At 71.0% G+C, this 15,314-nt stretch carries 13 protein-coding genes, 1 tRNA gene and 3 pseudogenes; 8 read left to right on the top strand and 9 right to left on the bottom strand.

From position 1 onward, the window contains the following. Positions 1–95: 95 nt before the first annotated feature. From GTY84_RS29650 to GTY84_RS29640, 3 genes are all read right to left on the bottom strand, one after another. Positions 96–590: a hypothetical protein gene (locus GTY84_RS29650; RefSeq protein WP_161229487.1), complete on the bottom strand. Its 495-nt coding sequence runs from the start codon at positions 588–590 to the stop codon at positions 96–98. Between the two features lie 518 nt (positions 591–1,108). Further along, positions 1,109–1,561, bottom strand: coding sequence for an ATP-binding protein (locus tag GTY84_RS29645; RefSeq protein WP_161229486.1), 453 nt, complete (start codon positions 1,559–1,561; stop codon positions 1,109–1,111). A gap of 8 nt (positions 1,562–1,569) precedes the next feature. Then, positions 1,570–1,998 (bottom strand): hypothetical protein, encoded by a 429-nt coding sequence (locus GTY84_RS29640; protein ID WP_161229485.1) that lies wholly within the window; start codon positions 1,996–1,998, stop codon positions 1,570–1,572. A 155-nt stretch (positions 1,999–2,153) separates the two neighbouring features. Between GTY84_RS29640 and GTY84_RS29635 the strand changes: the two are divergent. The 4 genes and pseudogenes from GTY84_RS29635 to GTY84_RS29625 all read left to right on the top strand — a co-directional run bounded on the left by GTY84_RS29635 (position 2,154) and on the right by GTY84_RS29625 (position 4,679). Beyond that, positions 2,154–3,277 (top strand): annotated as a pseudogene (locus GTY84_RS29635) (helix-turn-helix domain-containing protein). Continuing rightward, positions 3,274–3,942: a YdcF family protein gene (locus tag GTY84_RS29630; protein WP_161229484.1), complete on the top strand. Its 669-nt coding sequence runs from the start codon at positions 3,274–3,276 to the stop codon at positions 3,940–3,942. Before GTY84_RS29635 ends, GTY84_RS29630 begins: the two are co-directional and overlap by 4 nt. Positions 3,943–3,988: 46 nt before the next feature. After that, a complete protein-coding gene (locus GTY84_RS35070; RefSeq protein ID WP_345943560.1) occupies positions 3,989–4,270 on the top strand; it encodes a WbqC family protein in 282 nt (93 codons plus the stop codon). Next, the gene (locus GTY84_RS29625; protein ID WP_345943563.1) at positions 4,194–4,679 is read left to right on the top strand and encodes a WbqC family protein; all 486 of its coding nucleotides are present in this window, start codon (positions 4,194–4,196) and stop codon (positions 4,677–4,679) included. The genes GTY84_RS35070 and GTY84_RS29625 overlap by 77 nt, the downstream gene beginning before the upstream one ends. Positions 4,680–4,709: 30 nt before the next feature. On the opposite strand, the pseudogene GTY84_RS34325 reads toward GTY84_RS29625, so the two are convergent. Together GTY84_RS34325 and GTY84_RS29615 are read right to left on the bottom strand one after the other, a co-directional pair. Next, positions 4,710–5,660: pseudogene (locus GTY84_RS34325) on the bottom strand (mobilization protein); the annotation flags it as partial. Positions 5,661–5,744: 84 nt separating this feature from the next. Further along, on the bottom strand, positions 5,745–7,034 hold the full coding sequence (locus GTY84_RS29615; RefSeq protein ID WP_161229482.1) for a helix-turn-helix transcriptional regulator: 1,290 nt from the start codon (positions 7,032–7,034) through the stop codon (positions 5,745–5,747). Positions 7,035–7,222: 188 nt separating this feature from the next. Here GTY84_RS29615 and GTY84_RS29610 point away from each other — a divergent pair, with 188 nt between their 5' ends. Both GTY84_RS29610 and GTY84_RS29605 read left to right on the top strand, forming a co-directional pair. Continuing rightward, positions 7,223–7,687, top strand: a complete 465-nt coding sequence (locus tag GTY84_RS29610; RefSeq protein WP_161229481.1) for a hypothetical protein — start codon at positions 7,223–7,225, stop codon at positions 7,685–7,687. A 116-nt stretch (positions 7,688–7,803) separates the two neighbouring features. Beyond that, a complete protein-coding gene (locus GTY84_RS29605; RefSeq protein ID WP_345943559.1) occupies positions 7,804–8,496 on the top strand; it encodes a class I SAM-dependent methyltransferase in 693 nt (230 codons plus the stop codon). Here GTY84_RS29605 and GTY84_RS33220 read toward each other — a convergent pair. After that, on the bottom strand, positions 8,471–8,878 hold the full coding sequence (locus GTY84_RS33220) for a hypothetical protein (protein ID WP_202551980.1): 408 nt from the start codon (positions 8,876–8,878) through the stop codon (positions 8,471–8,473). The genes GTY84_RS29605 and GTY84_RS33220 overlap by 26 nt on opposite strands. Before the next feature lie 742 nt (positions 8,879–9,620). Between GTY84_RS33220 and GTY84_RS35065 the strand changes: the two are divergent. Continuing rightward, positions 9,621–9,740: pseudogene (locus GTY84_RS35065) on the top strand (site-specific integrase); the annotation flags it as partial. A gap of 76 nt (positions 9,741–9,816) precedes the next feature. Here GTY84_RS35065 and GTY84_RS29595 read toward each other — a convergent pair. Together GTY84_RS29595 and GTY84_RS29590 are read right to left on the bottom strand one after the other, a co-directional pair. Beyond that, a tRNA-Pro gene (locus GTY84_RS29595) sits at positions 9,817–9,890 on the bottom strand. A 355-nt stretch (positions 9,891–10,245) separates the two neighbouring features. After that, complete coding sequence (locus tag GTY84_RS29590; RefSeq protein ID WP_161229479.1) at positions 10,246–11,172, bottom strand: metallophosphoesterase; 927 nt, start codon at positions 11,170–11,172, stop codon at positions 10,246–10,248. A 414-nt stretch (positions 11,173–11,586) separates the two neighbouring features. Between GTY84_RS29590 and GTY84_RS29585 the strand changes: the two genes are divergently transcribed. Further along, positions 11,587–12,051, top strand: a complete 465-nt coding sequence (locus GTY84_RS29585; protein ID WP_161229478.1) for a GatB/YqeY domain-containing protein — start codon at positions 11,587–11,589, stop codon at positions 12,049–12,051. 691 nt (positions 12,052–12,742) lie between these two features. Here GTY84_RS29585 and GTY84_RS29580 read toward each other — a convergent pair. Beyond that, entirely contained in the window at positions 12,743–15,172 is a 2,430-nt protein-coding gene (locus GTY84_RS29580) for a transglycosylase domain-containing protein (RefSeq protein WP_161229477.1), read from the bottom strand. Between the last annotated feature and the right edge of the window lie 142 nt (positions 15,173–15,314).

Here is a 15,314-nt window from a genome sequence, read left to right as displayed (position 1 = left end):
CCGTCGCGCAGTTGGACGCTCTCCCCGGGTGTGCCCCGGGCTGCTGCGCGGCTGGGCCGATCGGGCCCGCACGGCACGCGAGGGACATGCCCCGGTCAGCCCCGGGACACCAGCTCGATCGTCACCGGTGCCGCTGATTCAAGGTCGATCGTGTCTCCGTCGTGCTCGGAGAGAGCTTCGTCCGGGTAGTCGGCGGGCACGACGATCAGCATCGTGTGAGGGCGGGGGAGCCAGCCGACATCCTGCGGAGGGTCATAGCGGCCGATATCGATGATCCGCACCAGCGTCTCGGGTATGCCCACCAGGCAGCCGTCACCGGCGTGCAGGTTCCACGGTTCGGGATCGGTCTTGAACAGGCTCATGGTCCACTCCGGGGAGTCGGGCGACATCGCGAAGGCCCTCTGCCCGTTCCACCTGAACCGGGAGTGCGGATCGATCTCCGCCCATGGCCACTCGACCGAGGCGTGGAAGCGGGTCACCTCGACCACTCGTCCTTCAGCGGGCGGGCAGCCGACTCGCAGAACGTCGCCCACCCGGAACTCGTGATGCGGTGTGCCCGTGCCCGTGTCTGTGCCCGTACCCGTGTTCATGGCCGCCCCTGCCGTCGCTCACTCCGGGAGCTGCACCGTACCGGCCGCTTCAGCCGCAGCGTGCGACTGTACGGACGAGTTGGACTCCCGGTGCCGTGTCTCCTTGGCCCTGCCCGGCTGCCCGCCCGAGCGCGGTGCCTGGTTCTCGTCCGCCCGCCCCATTTGGCACCCCGCCGCAAAGGCGGCGACCTCCCACGCCGTGCGCGGTCCTTCGAAACAGGCGAGGCACCCACCCATAGGGGTAGGTGCCTCACCTGTCGGCTGTGCTGTCCAATCATGTGACGCACGAGAGCCCGAGGTTCCCGGCAGGAAGCAGCTTTACCTGTCCAGCCGGAACACGCAGTGGGCGGTCGGCGGCGGCTGTGAGCAAGCCAAGGGTGAGGAAGAGTGTGGCCAGAGTGCCGGCGAAGACACTCCGCGGCCGTCCGCGGAGATTGGCGAGGCGGCGCAACGAGCCGGTCTCAGTGCCCGCGTGCTTGCTGCGGCAGGCGCAGCCCGATCCGGTGTGCCGGTTGTGGTCATCGGACCTCCACAGGGCGGTCGTCGCGGTCTGAGCCGGGAGGGCTGATCGGGGCTGCGTCGTCGTCCGCGGTCTTGAAGCAGGACCAGATGACCTTTCCGAGCGGGGTACGGTCCTTCACTCCCCACTCGTCGGAGAGCGCGGCCACCAACATCAGGCCCCTCCCGGAGATGTCTGTGGCGGCCGGCTCGCGTACGACGGGCTGCCGGCGACGGCTGTCGTGCACTTCCAGGCGTACGCAGTTGTCGTCGATGTCGAGCCGGACGAGGAAGCCGTGCCCGCGGGTGGTGCCGTGGAGGACAGCGTTCGTGGCGAGTTCGGAGACGCACAGGCGGATGTCCTCGGCGCGGCTCGTCAGGCCCCAGCCGTCCAGCGCCCGGGTGGCGAACTCCCGTGCCCTACGTACGGACTGGTGTCGAGCGTCGAAGAACTGCTGAAGCGACTCGGGCATGGGGTGCCTCATGACTCCGTGCTCAGGGGGCGAAGTGATGCGGGGTAGCGGCGGTGGGCGGTCTGGTGACGAGGTACGTGGACGGGGCCGATGCGGGGACGGCGGGCCAGCAGCAGGCGGGCGCCGGTGGCCTCGATACGGCGCGTGCGGTCGGCGGCTAGGTGCTTCGGTCCCAGGTGGGACAAGGCGGGGGCGATGACGCCGTAGACGTCGGGAAGAGCCAGCGCGTCCAGCAGACCGGTGAAGGCGGTGGAGGTCGGGTCGGTCGTCGCGCGCCTGTCCTTGAAGACTCCGGAGAGCTGCAGCTCATGGATCCGGCAGTACTCCGTCAGAGACGCCCGTAACGCCGTTTGACGGGCTACGGAGACGCCGACCAGCCGCAGGAAGCCGTAGACGACGGGCCCGTTGACCGGGCGGTGCTCGGTAAGGAGTTCCACGCTGGCGACCGTCCAGGGGACTCGGCGAAAGAGTGACCCCTTGAGCGTCGCCGTACCCCAACGCGCAGGGAACCACCGGCTGTTCCACTTGCGCTCTACTTCCGCCCCACCGGCCGCACGCTTCTGCTTCCATGGCTGGTGGAAGGGAGCGACGCGTGGCGACCGTGCACCATTGGACCGGCCTGGAGGCCAGAGCTTTGCGGCTCGCCCTACGCCTGAGTGTGCGAGCTTTCGCCGAGCGCCTCGGTCTCGCCGTCGCGACCATCTCGAAGTGGGAAAAGCTCCGGTCCGCGACCGAGCCCCCCCCGACACCCAGGCCATTCTCGACACCGCGCTCGGCCGCGCCGATGCCTCCGTGCACCTGCGCTTCGAAACGCTCCTGTCGGAAATGGCCGGCCCCGGGCAGCAGGCAGCCGGGCGCCGGGTGACGGCTGCCGGGCCCAGAGCCTGGGAGTACGAGTCGTGGACCGACGACCTGGACCGTGCCGTCGTCGCCTTGTCCCGGCAGAACTTCACCTTCGCCGACAGCCTGCTGAGCCGATGGCTCAACCGATTCACGGCCGCCGAACTCGACGACAAGGGCCTGTACCTCTACGCCCGATCCACCGCGTTACTCGGAGACCTCAAGCGCGATCAGGGCGCTGTGCTCGGACCACTGTCCGCGCGCCACGCCTACGCGGGCGCGCGCTCGATCTTCACCCAGCTCGACATCCCCCGCCGTGTCGCCCAGCTCGATCTGTCCCTCGCGGTCGTCGCGGAGATGTCCGGTGACCTGGAGGCATCGGCCCGTACGTACGAGACGCTCGCCGTCGACGACCGGCTTTCTCGCCGTGACCGGGCCAGAGCCCGCCTGTGGGTGGGCACGGCACTCAGCAAGGATGGCAACCACGACTACGCGACCCGCGTGATGCAGGCCGCGACCCGTGAGTTCGAAGAGCTCACCGAACCCGACGACTGGTCGGTGGCCCATCAGAAGCTGGCCCTGGCCCGCCGGGGCGTCGGAGACCTCACCCAGGCCCTGCACTTCATCGACATCGCCCGAAGCAGCGGGAGCACCGACTCACCGATGCAACGCGTACGACTGGACACCGCTCACGGCCACATCCTGCTCTCCGACACGGCGACCCGCGATGATGGGCTACGCGTTCTCGGCCAGGCCGCACGGACGGCCGCGCAGTACGGCCTCGTGCACCAACTGCGCAGTATCGAGGGCGTCAAGGCCAGCAGTGAGGGGCCGCCCCGGGCCTCGCCGACGGTGATCAGGGAGACGAACGCGTGAGTGACAACCAGCAGGCCATCACCGAAGACCAGTGGCACCAGGCCAAGGCGATCTGGGACTTTCACCAGATGCACCACCGGGCCCGCCCCGTGGACGTGGCGATCGGCCTGGGCAGCCATGACCTTGGGGTGGCCACGCGCGCCGCCGAGCTGTACCACGCGGGTCTCTTCCCCACGCTGGTCTTCACCGGCGGCAACAGCCCGACCACCGCCAAGGTCTTCCCACGCGGCGAAGCGGTCCACTTCCGCGAGCACGCCATCGACCTTGATGTCCCCGCCTCCGCGATCCTGCTGGAGCCCCACGCCGCGAACACCGGGCAGAACATCACCCTCGCCCGCGAGGTCCTGGCCGACGCCGGCATCACCCCGGAGAAGGTGCTGCTGGTCTCCAAGCCCTACATGGAACGGCGGTCGTACGCCACCGCCCGCAAGCTGTGGCCCGAGGCCGAGATGGTGTGCGCCTCGGAAACCCTGGAGTTCGACGACTACCTCAAGTCCATCGGCGACGAGAAGCTCGTGGTGGACATGCTTGTCGGCGACCTCCAGCGGGTGATCGAGTATCCGAAGCTCGGGTTCGCCATCGAGCAGGAGGTCCCGGAGGACGTGCATGCCGCGTACGAATCCCTCATCCACGCCGGCTTCACCAGCCGCCTCATCGCTTCCTGAACTCTCCTCCCCGGGCGGCCTGTGCGTCATCCACCAGCCCAACTTCATGCCCCGGCTGACCACGCTGGCCAAGCTGTTCGCGGCGGACCACTGGATCGTCCTGGACGACGTGCAGTGCGCCCGCCGCGACTACCAGCATCGCGCCCGCATCGCCGCACTCGACGGCCGCGGCCCGGACCGGTGGCTGACCCTCCCCACTCACCGCCCCTCCGGGCGGGCCACCCTCATCAGAGACGCCCTGATAGCCGACCCTGGCCGCGGCCCGACGCCGGGCTTCAACGATCCTGCGCCAGCAGTACGGGACCAGCCCCCACTGGCCCGCACTTGACCGTGCCCTTCAGCCGGTCTGGAATGCGTTCGACACAGGAAGGGTCGCGCCGGTCGCCACGGCCTCGACCCGCGCCCTGCTCGGACTGCTCGGCTGGCGGGGACAGATCTTCACCAGCAGCGCCTTGCCCGCACGTACGGGCCGGTCCGAGCGGCTGGCCGACCTGGCCGACGCCACCGGTGCACGCGCCTACCTGTGCGGCACCGGCGGCATGACCTACCTGGACCACGCGCCCTGCACCGAGCTGGGCGTAGCCGTCGTCCCGTTTCTCTCCCCGGCCACTGGGCTGTGGGCCTCGGGGCGACAGGTCAGTGCTCTGCGGGCACTGGTCTTCCGCGGCCCCGACGCCGTGGGAGCTCGGTTCCGGGCTCTCGCGTTCGCCCACGATGTGCTGGGGTGCGCGGCCTGACACCCGCTTCGGGTACGGAAGCGGGTGTGATCAACGTCGACGTGCCTGTGGAAGCTGCGGCTGAGAGGCCGGCGCAACCGTTGTCGATCGGACCGGCGTGCCCGCCCACCGTGCCGCACTCCGCATGCCTGCCACACGTGCACGCTCACTCGGAACCGGCCTGGCACTGAGTCGCTCGACGCGCCAGGTCAGCACCCGTGGGGGGCTTCGGGCGTCGTCGAGTGCCCGTTCGTCGGTTGCCTGCTGAAGCAGTTGCTTCGGATCGTCTCCGGCCTTCTCGGCGGTCGCGAGCACGGCTGTGAGTGCGTCGAAGGACGGGTTTTCGACCACCTGCTTGGCATGGTCCGGTGGATGAGGAGGATGTGGCGCTGCACCACTTGCTGTGGTGGCCGACGCTGGGCGAGTGCGGTCAGCGGTGCGACGGCTGTGTGCTCGTAGGCGGCTCGCAGCTGGATGAGGGTCTGGTGGGCTGCCGCCACCTGCTGGTCGTGGTGACGTCGCTGGTGCCAGCGGGCGGCGGTGATGACGACAAGGGTCGCGGCGTCGAGGAACATCGCCAACAGCGCGCCGTCTCTCGGGGCGGGTTCGTGGACCATGGCCCGCACGGCGCCGCGCAGAGCGCGGGCGTGCTGGTGCTTGGCGTGGACGCGGGAGCGGGTGGCGCGCTCGAATGCCTCGGCTGCCTGCCGGAGCTGGGGGCGAATGGCCTGGGGCGCGCGAAGGGACAGGGCGTCGAGGGCTTCGCCGACGGCGGCCAGGCGGGCCTGGGCTGCCGCGTCCTCAGAGTGTTCGAGGCGACGGGGGCTGCGTTCCGCAGCGGCAGTGGCCTGGTTCCACGGGTTGGTTGTGTGGGCGCTCTTCTATGTGGTCGGTGTGCTGGAGCAGGCTGATGAACTGCTCGATGCTGGTGGCGGCGGCCACGGCGGTACGGACCGTGGTGCGCAGGCGTTCACGGGCGGTGCGGGCCTGGCCGACACGCTTCAGGCCGGGTCGAGGCCGGCTGGGACCCCTTAGCGCGGGGAGTGAGGCATGTCCGGATCCGGCGGGGCCCGACGGGCGGCGGTCTCAGCTCGCCGGGGCGGACACGGCGGCATGCAACTTCCGCACACCAACGGCACGAGGGTGCCGCTGCGCCAACTCGGTCACGATGCTGCGGATCGCGGGACGGTCTCTCACCTCGCCGGGGCTCGCACGGTGAGCGTCGAGCAAGGCGCGGGCGGTCTGCTCAGGGCGGCCCCACGCCCACCAGGCACGCGCCATGTCTGTGCCCAGGCGTGCCTTCCTCTCCGCCGTGGGGAAGTGCTCGGGCCGAAGGTACCGCCCCGCCTCCAGCGCGGCACCGGCGTCGCCAAGGGCCCAGTGGACGCCGACGGCGTAGAGATCCACGGCGGCCGGGCTGATGGGGAAGAGACGCCCGGCAGGTGCCTGGAGCGGCAGGCGCCGTGCGGCCCGCCGTGCCTCCTCGGCCATGGTCAGGGCCTCCGCGCGCCGGCCTCCCCGGGCGGCGGTGTAGGCCAGGGTGCACAGCATCTGCGCGTAGGCCGACGAGGCCGCGTCCGTCCGCAGCCCTGTCGTCTCCACCCGGGCCGCGGCCGACTCCATGAGGGTTTGGGCTTCTTCGCCCCGGTCCTGGTGGCGCAGCACGATTGCGAACTCGCGGGAGGCGGCAGCGGCGGCGAGCGGGGACCCGGACACCTCGGCCCAGGTGCGCGCGCGGTCGGCGGTGAGGCGGGCCTGCTCGTACGAGCCGAGCTTGATCAGCAGGGCGGCGCTCAGACTGTAGACGGAGGACAATCGGGCTTGGTCCAGTTCGCGGCGCGAGGAGGCAGCGGCGTGCCCGTCGGCCAAGAGGCCCGGCAGCAGCCCGAGGAGCTGCGTGTGGGCCCCCTTGTCGTAGAGGCCGCGGGCGGAGGCCACACGGTCGTTCAAGGCACCCCTGCCCGTCGGTGGCGGGGTGTCGGCCAAAGCCCGGTCCACGCCGAGCAGCATGGCAGCCGGTACGGTCGCCGTGGCGGTGAGCAACGAGCGGCGGCGCATCGGGTCCTCCTCGGCGTGCGGACTGGCCGACACTCTAGTGCTGGCCTGTCCGGAAGGAGCGGGGGGCACCAGAGAACTCACCAGGACGTGTCGAGGAACGCCCACTGCGGAGGCGGCCAGGTGAATGAGCGTCAGGTCGGTTACCTGGGTGCGGCGTTCCATCCGCGAGACCGTCGCAGCCGAGCACCCCAGGTGCTCGCCGAGTCCGGCGAGTGTCCATCCTCGGTGCTCACGGCCCAACCGTACGAGTCCGCCCGGTTGCCGCCGGGCGACTAGCTCTCTGACCTTCGCGCTGTTCCAGAGCGGGTCACCGGGCACTGGTCCCTCCCCCTGCTGCACGACCGGGGGTCACCACGGTACGGGCGTGGGACGGCACCCGTCGAGACCGCTTGCACAACGTGCAAACGCCTTGCAAGGAAGGTCAGTTGACCACTGGCCGGGTGCCGGATGCGGTGTTCTCGTTACATCGCCCCGCACCTCGTGGGGCACCATCCAAGGGAGGCACCATGGCAACCGCAGCCGACACCCCCGCCGCCACCGACCCGGTGACCGGGCCGGCCCGCTCCCCCCGTGACATCGTGCCGGCGGACCTCTGGGAGAAGCAGATCGGCCTGCTGATGCGGGACTGCCCGTACGACTCCGTCATGGCAACCCGCGTCCTCGGCCAGGGCTACGCCTACCTGCTCACTGCCATGTCCCTCCGGGGCCAGGGCCTGGGACTCGCCCCGAGCAAGCTGGTCGACATCGGCGCCCACACGATCATCCTGGACACCGTCGCCTACGCCGAGCTGTGCGACAAGTACAACGGCGGGCACTTCCTGCACCACGTGCCCAAGGTCGAGATGAAGAACGACGGGTCGGTAATCAAGACCGCCCACCTCGTCGCCCGCGCAGGTTGGGAGGTGGACCTCCCGCTGTGGGAGGACGCCGCCGACTGCGGCCCCTGCCACCCGGGCAACGACTCGCACTGACCTCCACGTGACGCCCTCGGCGGTCCGGGTCCACGGCTCGGGCCGCCGAGGCGCGCCCGGGTGACTTTCGCCCGAACCGGCAGCAGCCCCCGCGCGGTGCCGCCAGGATGACGCGGGTGACGACCACGACTACAGACCTATGGCACCACTACGGCCGGGCCCGCGCCGCGCAGGACCACGCCGTCTCCGACTCCTTCCGCTGGACCTGGGACCAGCAGGACGGGCCGGGCCCGGAAGTCCTCGGCGATCTCACCGGCAAGACCGTGGCCGACCTCGGCGCTGGCGCCGCCCGCCACGCCGCGCACCTGGCCGTGCACCATGCCCCGAACCGGATCGACGCCGTGGACGCCTCCCCGGCCCAGCACGGCATGGCCACCGCTCTGTACGCCGACCTCGCCCCGCGCCTGCACCTAGTCCACGCGGACGTCGTCGCCCACCTTCGTGCGAACCCGGCCGCCTACGACGTGCTTTACAGCCACTTCGGGGCGGTGGACTTCACCGACCCCCGCGAGCTGCTCCCGGCCGCCGCTGACGCGCTCCGCCCCGGTGGACACCTGGTCTTCTCCACCCTCGCCCAATACCTGTCCGGCAAGCCCGCGCAGTCGGACGTCGCCGCCGCCGAGGTGCCGGCGAAGACCCCGGGGGGCGAGAGTGCCACCATGCACCGGTGGGTGCTGCAGGAGCACGTGTGGACCAAGGTTCTGGACCAGGCCGGGTTCACCGACATCCGCGTCGAGGAGCTGCCCGCTGGTGACGGCCCCCGGCCTGCCGCCACCCTCCTCGTCACGGCCGAGCGCCCCGCCACCTGAGACCGGGCCGGGGCATGCCGCTGCCCCGGGCCCAGTCCCCTTGACTCCGGGACAGCGGTGCGTTCGCGCTGAGGGTCGGCCGCTCCAGGTACCTCTGCACTCGCGCGTCCAGGACCTTCTCCGTCTCCGGGTTGATCGTGCGCAGGGCCACCTGGGCAGTCACGATGACGTCGCACAACTTCTTCTCGACGTCCACCCAGGTGTGGCTGTTGCCCTTGCGCGGGTTGGCGCCGGGCCCCGGTGACGGCCTCCGCCGCCTCCCCGAACTCCTCACCGACTTGAGCACGCGCAGCAGCCGCACGTCGCCGGCCGCGGCCTGGTCCTCCTCGTCCAGCCAGCCGCGCAGCTTCCGCACGCCGTCCCACGTCTGGCCATGTGGCACGTCTCCACGTATTTGCTGCAGCAGCGCGCCGCCGAGCGGTGACACCCCATTTCAAGATCACACCCGGATGGCACCCGGACACAACGCGGTCAGGGCCGGTCTCCCCGAAGGGAGACCGGCCCTGACCTGCGTTTACGAAGTCCGGGGTGGCGGGATTTGAACCCACGACCTCTTCGTCCCGAAGCAACTTAGGTGGGGGTGCTTCCTCGAGCTGGTGCGGCCCTCACCTGGGCTGATGGTTCGCTGGCGTTCGCGCTCGTCCGCCGTTGTTCGTCGGCGTTGTCACGCAGTTAGACGCTCACCGTAGGGCGTGCCGTGAGTCCTTGGATTGCTGCGGACGACCTGCCCTGCATGGCTCACCAGCGTCGTGACCATCGATGCAATGTGGTGCCGTGAGGTCCACCCAAATCCAGGGCTTGTGATGCCACGCGCGCACTTCCCCTATGACGAGACCGACGGTCGCCCCTACGGGGGGCGGCTCCTGGGCGAGGCGCTGCACGCCGGGCTCGCTGCCTCGGCGAATCACGTCCAACGAGGCACCTACGGGCTCGTAACCGTTCAGCTGCGCTGTGAGTCCCCACGGCTGATGACTGGTGATCGTTGCCTGGACCGTCTCACCTTCATGAAGCTCACTGAGAGAGCGCCTCGATTCGTCCGCCATGGCGGCATCATCCCCCTAGACCCACCACTGATCCCGACTCTCATCCCGTCTGTTGTAGAGCACATTGTGGAGCGGACACAGGTCGGGCACTCCGGAACAGCCGTGACCGAGGAGGTCCACCGGAAGCGGATCCGGCCCGTGATCCAGACCGGCGCCGTGGTCATGGACGGGATCTTCGGCGCTGATCCGCATTGGTCGTAGGCGCTCGGGAACAGGTAGTCACGCAGACAAAGAAAGTGGGGTACCTACTCAAAATGAGTAAGTACCCCACCTGCTGTCGGGGTGGCGGGATTTGAACCCACGACCTCTTCGTCCCGAACGAAGCGCGCTACCAAGCTGCGCCACACCCCGATTGTCGGCGCTCTCGCGGCGACGTCGTTTACTTTAGCCCACCGGTGGCCTGAGACGAAATCCGGTTTCGGCGGCGGTGGCGCGGAGGTCCCCGGTGAGGTCAGGAGTGGTGCGGGGCGTTCGTCGGTGCCGTGTCCGACCGGGTGGAGCGGGGTGCCTACGGTGTCCGGTCGGTGGTCGGGGAAGTGGCTGTCCGCGGTGCCGGGGGCGTGCCCGCCACGGCGTCGAAGGGGGCGTGCGCCCGGGGTGTCGGGGTGCAGGGCGGGTACTGCTGCGAGTCCCCCGCCACGGCGTCGGCGCCGGCCTCGATCTGCCCCGGCGCCGGTCCCGCCCCGGGCCCCCCGGCGTTCCGTCGCTACCCCCGGCTCACCAGCGTCAGCAGGGTCGACTCCGGGGGGCAGGCGAAGCGGACCGGGGTGTAGCGGTTGGTGCCGCAGCCCGCGGAGACGTGCAGGTGGGAGGTGTTGCCCCGGGCCGTGTGGGTGGACAGGCCCTTCACCCGGTCCGTGTCCAGGTCGCAGTTGGTGACCAGGGCGCCGTAGAAGGGGATGCAGAGCTGGCCGCCGTGGGTGTGGCCGGCCAGGACCAGGGGGTAGCCGTCGGCGGTGAACGCGTCGAGCACGCGCAGGTACGGAGCGTGGACCACGCCCATCGAGAAGTCCGCCGTGTCCGACGGGCCGCCCGCCACCTCCGCGTACCGGTCCCGCTTGATGTGCGGGTCGTCCACGCCCGTCAGCTCGACCGTCATCCCGTCGATCTTCAGGGTGCCGCGCGTGTTGGTGAGGTTGTGCCACCCGGCGGCGTCGAAGGCGTCGCGCAGGTCCTCCCACGGGTTGTGGACGGCGCCGACGGCGGGCGCGTTGCCGTTGAGGCCGTGGCGGCCCTGGGCCTTCTCCAGCAGGTACCGGGCGGGGTTGCGCAGCTTGGGGCCGTAGTAGTCGTTGGAGCCGAAGACGTAGGCGCCCGGGAACTCCATCAGGGGGCCCAGCGCGTCCAGCACCTCGGGCACGCCCTCCGGGTCGGACAGGTTGTCGCCGGTGTTGATCACGAAGTCCGGGCGCAGCCCGGCCAGCGAGCGCAGCCACCGCTGCTTCTTCCGCTGGCCGCCGACCATGTGGATGTCGGAGACCTGGAGCACGCGCAGGGGGCGCATCCCGGGAGGCAGTACGGGGACGGTCACCCGCCGCAGACGGAACGAACGGGCCTCGAAGCCCGCCGAGTAGAGCAGACCGGCGGCGCCGACCGCCGTGATTCCCAGGGGCACTGTGTATCGCGCGCGCATGACTCCATCGTGTCAGAAGCGGCGGGGGCGGCCGACCGCGCGGGCGCCGTCCCTTCCCCGCCGTGGCCGCCGCCCTTCGCCACCGGTGCCACGCTCCGTACGGCGGCCCGTCCGTCGTGCGCACGCCGCCGCGCCGCCGCCCGTCCGCCGCCGTGCTCACCGCGCTTCCAGCGCTCACCGCCCGTCGCTTCCACCGCCTACCGCCCACCGCCCACCGGCCGTCGCGCCCACGGCCCGTCCGACGGCGCTCCACCGTCGCGTCCACCGCCCGTCCGCCGCCGTGTCCGCGGCCCCTCGCCCCGGTGCCACCGTCCGCCCGCCGTTGCGTCCACCTCGGCCCGACGCCGCGGGCCACCGTCCCGCCTCCCGCAAAACGACGGGCGTCCGCCCGCCCGTACCTGAGACAATCGGCTCATGACCACGCTCAAGTCGAAGCTGCACGACGACCTCAACTCCGCGATCAAGGAGCGTGACGAGCTGCGCTCCTCCACCCTCCGGCTGACGCTCGCCGCGATCACCAAGGAGGAGGTCGCGGGGAAGACGAAGCGGGAGCTCTCCGACGACGAGGTGCAGAAGGTGATCACCCGCGAGGCGAAGAAGCGTCGCGAGGCCGCCGACGCCTTCGCCCAGGGCGGCCGTCCCGAGCAGGCCGAGCGGGAGAAGGCGGAGGGCGAGGTGCTCGCCGCGTACCTGCCGAAGCAGCTCTCCGACGACGAGCTGCACGCCATCGTCGCCCAGGCCGTCGAGGAGGCCAGGGCCGCCGGTGCGGAGGGGCCCCGGGCCATGGGCGCGGTCATGAAGATCGTGAACCCGAAGGTCGCCGGACTGGCCGAGGGCGGCCGGGTCGCCGCCGTCGTCAAGAAGCTGCTGGCGGGCTGACCCCGGCGGGGTCCGGGTTGGCCTGGTGGGCCGGGTGCGTGCCGGCGCCACCTGGCCGCCCCGGGACGCGCCCCGGGACGCACCGGCGCGGGCCGCTCGCCCCGCCCGGTGTGCTTGCCCGGCGTCCCCGCCTTCGTCAGTGCGCCCGCTCCTGTCCGGGCCTCCGCCCGGCGCCCTCGCCCGGCGTGCCGCCCCTGCCCAGGGCTCGCGGCCGGCGCCCCCGCCTTCGCCAATGCGCCTGCCCCTTCGCCCGGCGTGCCGCTCCTGCCAAGGGCTCGCGGTCGGTGCCCCGGCCTTCGTCAGTGCGTCCGCTCCTGTCCGGGCCTTCGCCCGGCGCCCTCGCCCGGCGTACCGCCCCCTGCCCAGGGCTCGCGGCCGGCGCCCCCGCCTTCGCTCGGCGCGCCCGCGCCTCCGCCTCCGCCCGGGACCTCGGCCCCCGGCCGAGGCGGGGACGTCGGCGCCCGGGACCCCCCGCCCCCGGCGGGCCCCCGGCCCCCGGGGGCCCCGGCGGCCCCCCGCCCCCGCACGGCGAACGGCCGGGGCTCCCGTGAGGGAGACCCCGGCCGCTCCCCGGCCCGCCCGTACGGGCCCGTCGTCCGGTGCCCGTACCGCTGCCGCGCGTCGTTGTCGGTGATGCAGTCGCTGCCGCCGCGGGTGATCCGCCCGTGCGGGGCGGGTCACCCGGCCCTTCTCAGCCCTGCTCCCCGCCGTTGGCCTGGCCCCGGAACGGGACGCCCGGGAGTCCGCCGGTGGCGACGCCGCCGTCGCCCGTACCGCCGGTGCCCGGACCGCCGGTCGCTGTCCCTCCGTCGCCGGTGCCGCCGTCGCCGGTCCCGCCGGTGCCCGGGCCGCCGGTGCTCACGCCGCCGTTGGCCACGCCCCCGGCCGTCGTGGTGCCGGTGGTCACACCGCCGTGGGTCGCGCCCCGGCCGGTGGTGCCGCCGGTCTGGCCGGCGATGAAGCCGCCCCGGTCGCGGTTGCGTCCGTCGTCGCGGCCCTTGTCCCGGTCCCGGTCGCGGCCCTTGTCCTTGTCCTTGCTCTTGTCCGCGTCCGGGATGTCGACGAGGTTGAACGAGGGGGCGTCCTTGCCGGACAGGGCGCCGGTCATGGCGTCCTTCCAGATCGGACCCGGCACCGCGCCACCGAAGACCAGCTGGTGGAAGACACCGCCGATGGAGATGTTCCGCATCTTGACCTTCTGGCTGCCGCTGCCGACCCAGACGGCGCCCGACATGTTCGGCGTGTAGCCGACGAACCAGGCGTTGCGCCGCTCGTCGGTGGTACCGGTCTTGCCCGCGTTGTCGCGGTCGCCGAGGCCGGCCGCCTTACCCGTACCGGAGTCGACCACGCCGCGCAGCAGGGTGTTCACGGTGTCCGCGGTCCTCTCGGACATCGCCCGGGAGCACGTCGACTTCGGCACGTCGAGCGACTTGCGCTTGTCGCCGACCTTCTGCGAGATGGACTCGATCGCGACGGGCGTGCAGTACATGCCGCGCGAGGCGAAGGCGGCGTAGGCGCTCGCCATCCTCAGCGGCGACATGCCCACCGAACCGAGGGCGAGGGCGGAGGGGTTCTGCGGCAGCTTGTCCCCGTTGCCCTGGATGACGTGGAGCTTGTCGGCCATGTTCGAGACGGGGCAGAGGCCGATCTCGGCGAGCATCTGCACGAAGTAGGTGTTGACCGACATGGCCATCGCCTCCTTCAAGCGGTACGGGCCGACTTCCTTCTCGTTCTCGTTCTCCACGGTGTAGTTGTTGTCGTTGATCCAGGGCTGCCCGCAGGTCTGGATCGGGCTCGGGTAGTCCATGTCGTAGGGCGACGAGTACTCCTTCGTCGCCGGGATGCCCCGCTCCAGGGCCGCCGCCGCGAGGAACGGCTTGAAGGTCGAGCCCGTCGGGAAGCCGAAGTTGGAGCCGCCGTAGGCCGCGTCGACCGAGTAGTTGTACTCGGTCTCGTGCTGCTTGGCGTTGGAGCCGTAGGGCTTCGACTGGCCCATGGCGACGATCCGGCCGGTGCCCGGCTCGACCAGGGTGGCGGCAGCGGCGACCGAGTCCGACTTGTAGACGTGGTTCTTCAGCGAGGCCTGCACCGATTCCTGGGCCTGCGGCACCAGGGTGGTGCGGATGGTCAGGCCGCCCTGGTTCCAGGTCTTGGCCCGGTCCTTGCGGGTCTTGCCGAAGACCGGGTCGCTCAGGAACACCTCGCGCACGTAGGCGCAGAAGAAGCTCGCGTCGCGGGTGGCGGTGATGCAGCCGTTCTTGGGGCGGCTGACCTTCAGCTTGAGCGGCGCGGCCTGCGCCTTCTCCGCCTCGGCGACGGAGATGTCGCCGACCTGGGCCATGCGGTGCAGCACGGTGTCGCGCCGCTTCCGGGCCTCCGCCTCGTCGTTCACCGGGTCGTAGCGGGTCGGCGACTGGACGATGCCGGCCAGGAGGGCGGCCTCGCCGAGGTCGAGGTCCTTGGCGTGCTTGGAGAAGTAGCGCTGGGAGGCCGCCTCCACACCGTAGGCCTGCTGGCCGAAGAAGGTGATGTTCAGGTAGTTCTCGAGGATCTTCTTCTTGCCCAGCTCCTCCTCCACCTGGATCGCCAGCTTCAGCTCGCGGATCTTGCGGCCGATGGTCTGCTGGGTGGCCTGGGCGACCTTGGTCGGGTCGTCGCCCGCCTCCTCGACGAAGACGTTCTTGACGTACTGCTGGGTCAGGGTGGAGGCGCCCTGGGAGACCTCGCCGCTGCCCGCGTTCTTCTTCAGGGCGCGCAGGACGCCCTTGAGGTCCACCGCGCCGTGCTCGTAGAAGCGCGAGTCCTCGATGGCGACGATGGCCTTCTGCAGGTACGGCGAGATTTCCTTGAGCGGGACCACCGTGCGGTCGCGCGAGTAGACCGTGGCGATGTGGCCGCCCTCGGCGTCGAGGATCGTGGTGCGCTGGCTCAGCGGGGGCGTCTTCAGGTTGGCCGGGAGAGCGTCGAAGCTCTCCACCGACCCCTTGGCCGCGAGTCCCAGGGCGCCCACGGCGGGCAGCGCGAGGCCGGCCAGGACTGCTCCCGCGAGCACACTGACACCGAGGAACTTGGCGGCCTGCTGAGCGGGCGACAGTCCACCGCCGGAGGGCTTCTTAGGCATGGGGGCAGCCTACGTTCTCATTCGCCGGACACGCGTATATGCCTTGGCCTAAGCTGCACTCGACTGTCACAGCTTCGTGGTCACGTATCAACACGTCCGGCGAACCCGAATCGTTCCGGACCTGTTCGACTTTTTTCCGCAC

This window comes from Streptomyces sp. SID8352, from assembly GCF_009862265.1.
In the GTDB taxonomy this organism is placed as follows: domain Bacteria; phylum Actinomycetota; class Actinomycetes; order Streptomycetales; family Streptomycetaceae; genus Streptomyces.
This window is presented reverse-complemented; position numbering and strand designations above follow the sequence as displayed.

Coding starts and splice junctions, on each gene's coding strand:
- GTY84_RS29650 (WP_161229487.1), bottom strand. CDS start 590: ATGAACACGGGTACGGGCACAGACACGGGCACGGGCACACCGCATCAC.
- GTY84_RS29645 (WP_161229486.1), bottom strand. CDS start 1,561: ATGCCCGAGTCGCTTCAGCAGTTCTTCGACGCTCGACACCAGTCCGTA.
- GTY84_RS35070 (WP_345943560.1), top strand. CDS start 3,989: ATGCCCCGGCTGACCACGCTGGCCAAGCTGTTCGCGGCGGACCACTGG.
- GTY84_RS29610 (WP_161229481.1), top strand. CDS start 7,223: ATGGCAACCGCAGCCGACACCCCCGCCGCCACCGACCCGGTGACCGGG.
- GTY84_RS29590 (WP_161229479.1), bottom strand. CDS start 11,172: ATGCGCGCGCGATACACAGTGCCCCTGGGAATCACGGCGGTCGGCGCC.
- GTY84_RS29585 (WP_161229478.1), top strand. CDS start 11,587: ATGACCACGCTCAAGTCGAAGCTGCACGACGACCTCAACTCCGCGATC.
- GTY84_RS29580 (WP_161229477.1), bottom strand. CDS start 15,172: ATGCCTAAGAAGCCCTCCGGCGGTGGACTGTCGCCCGCTCAGCAGGCC.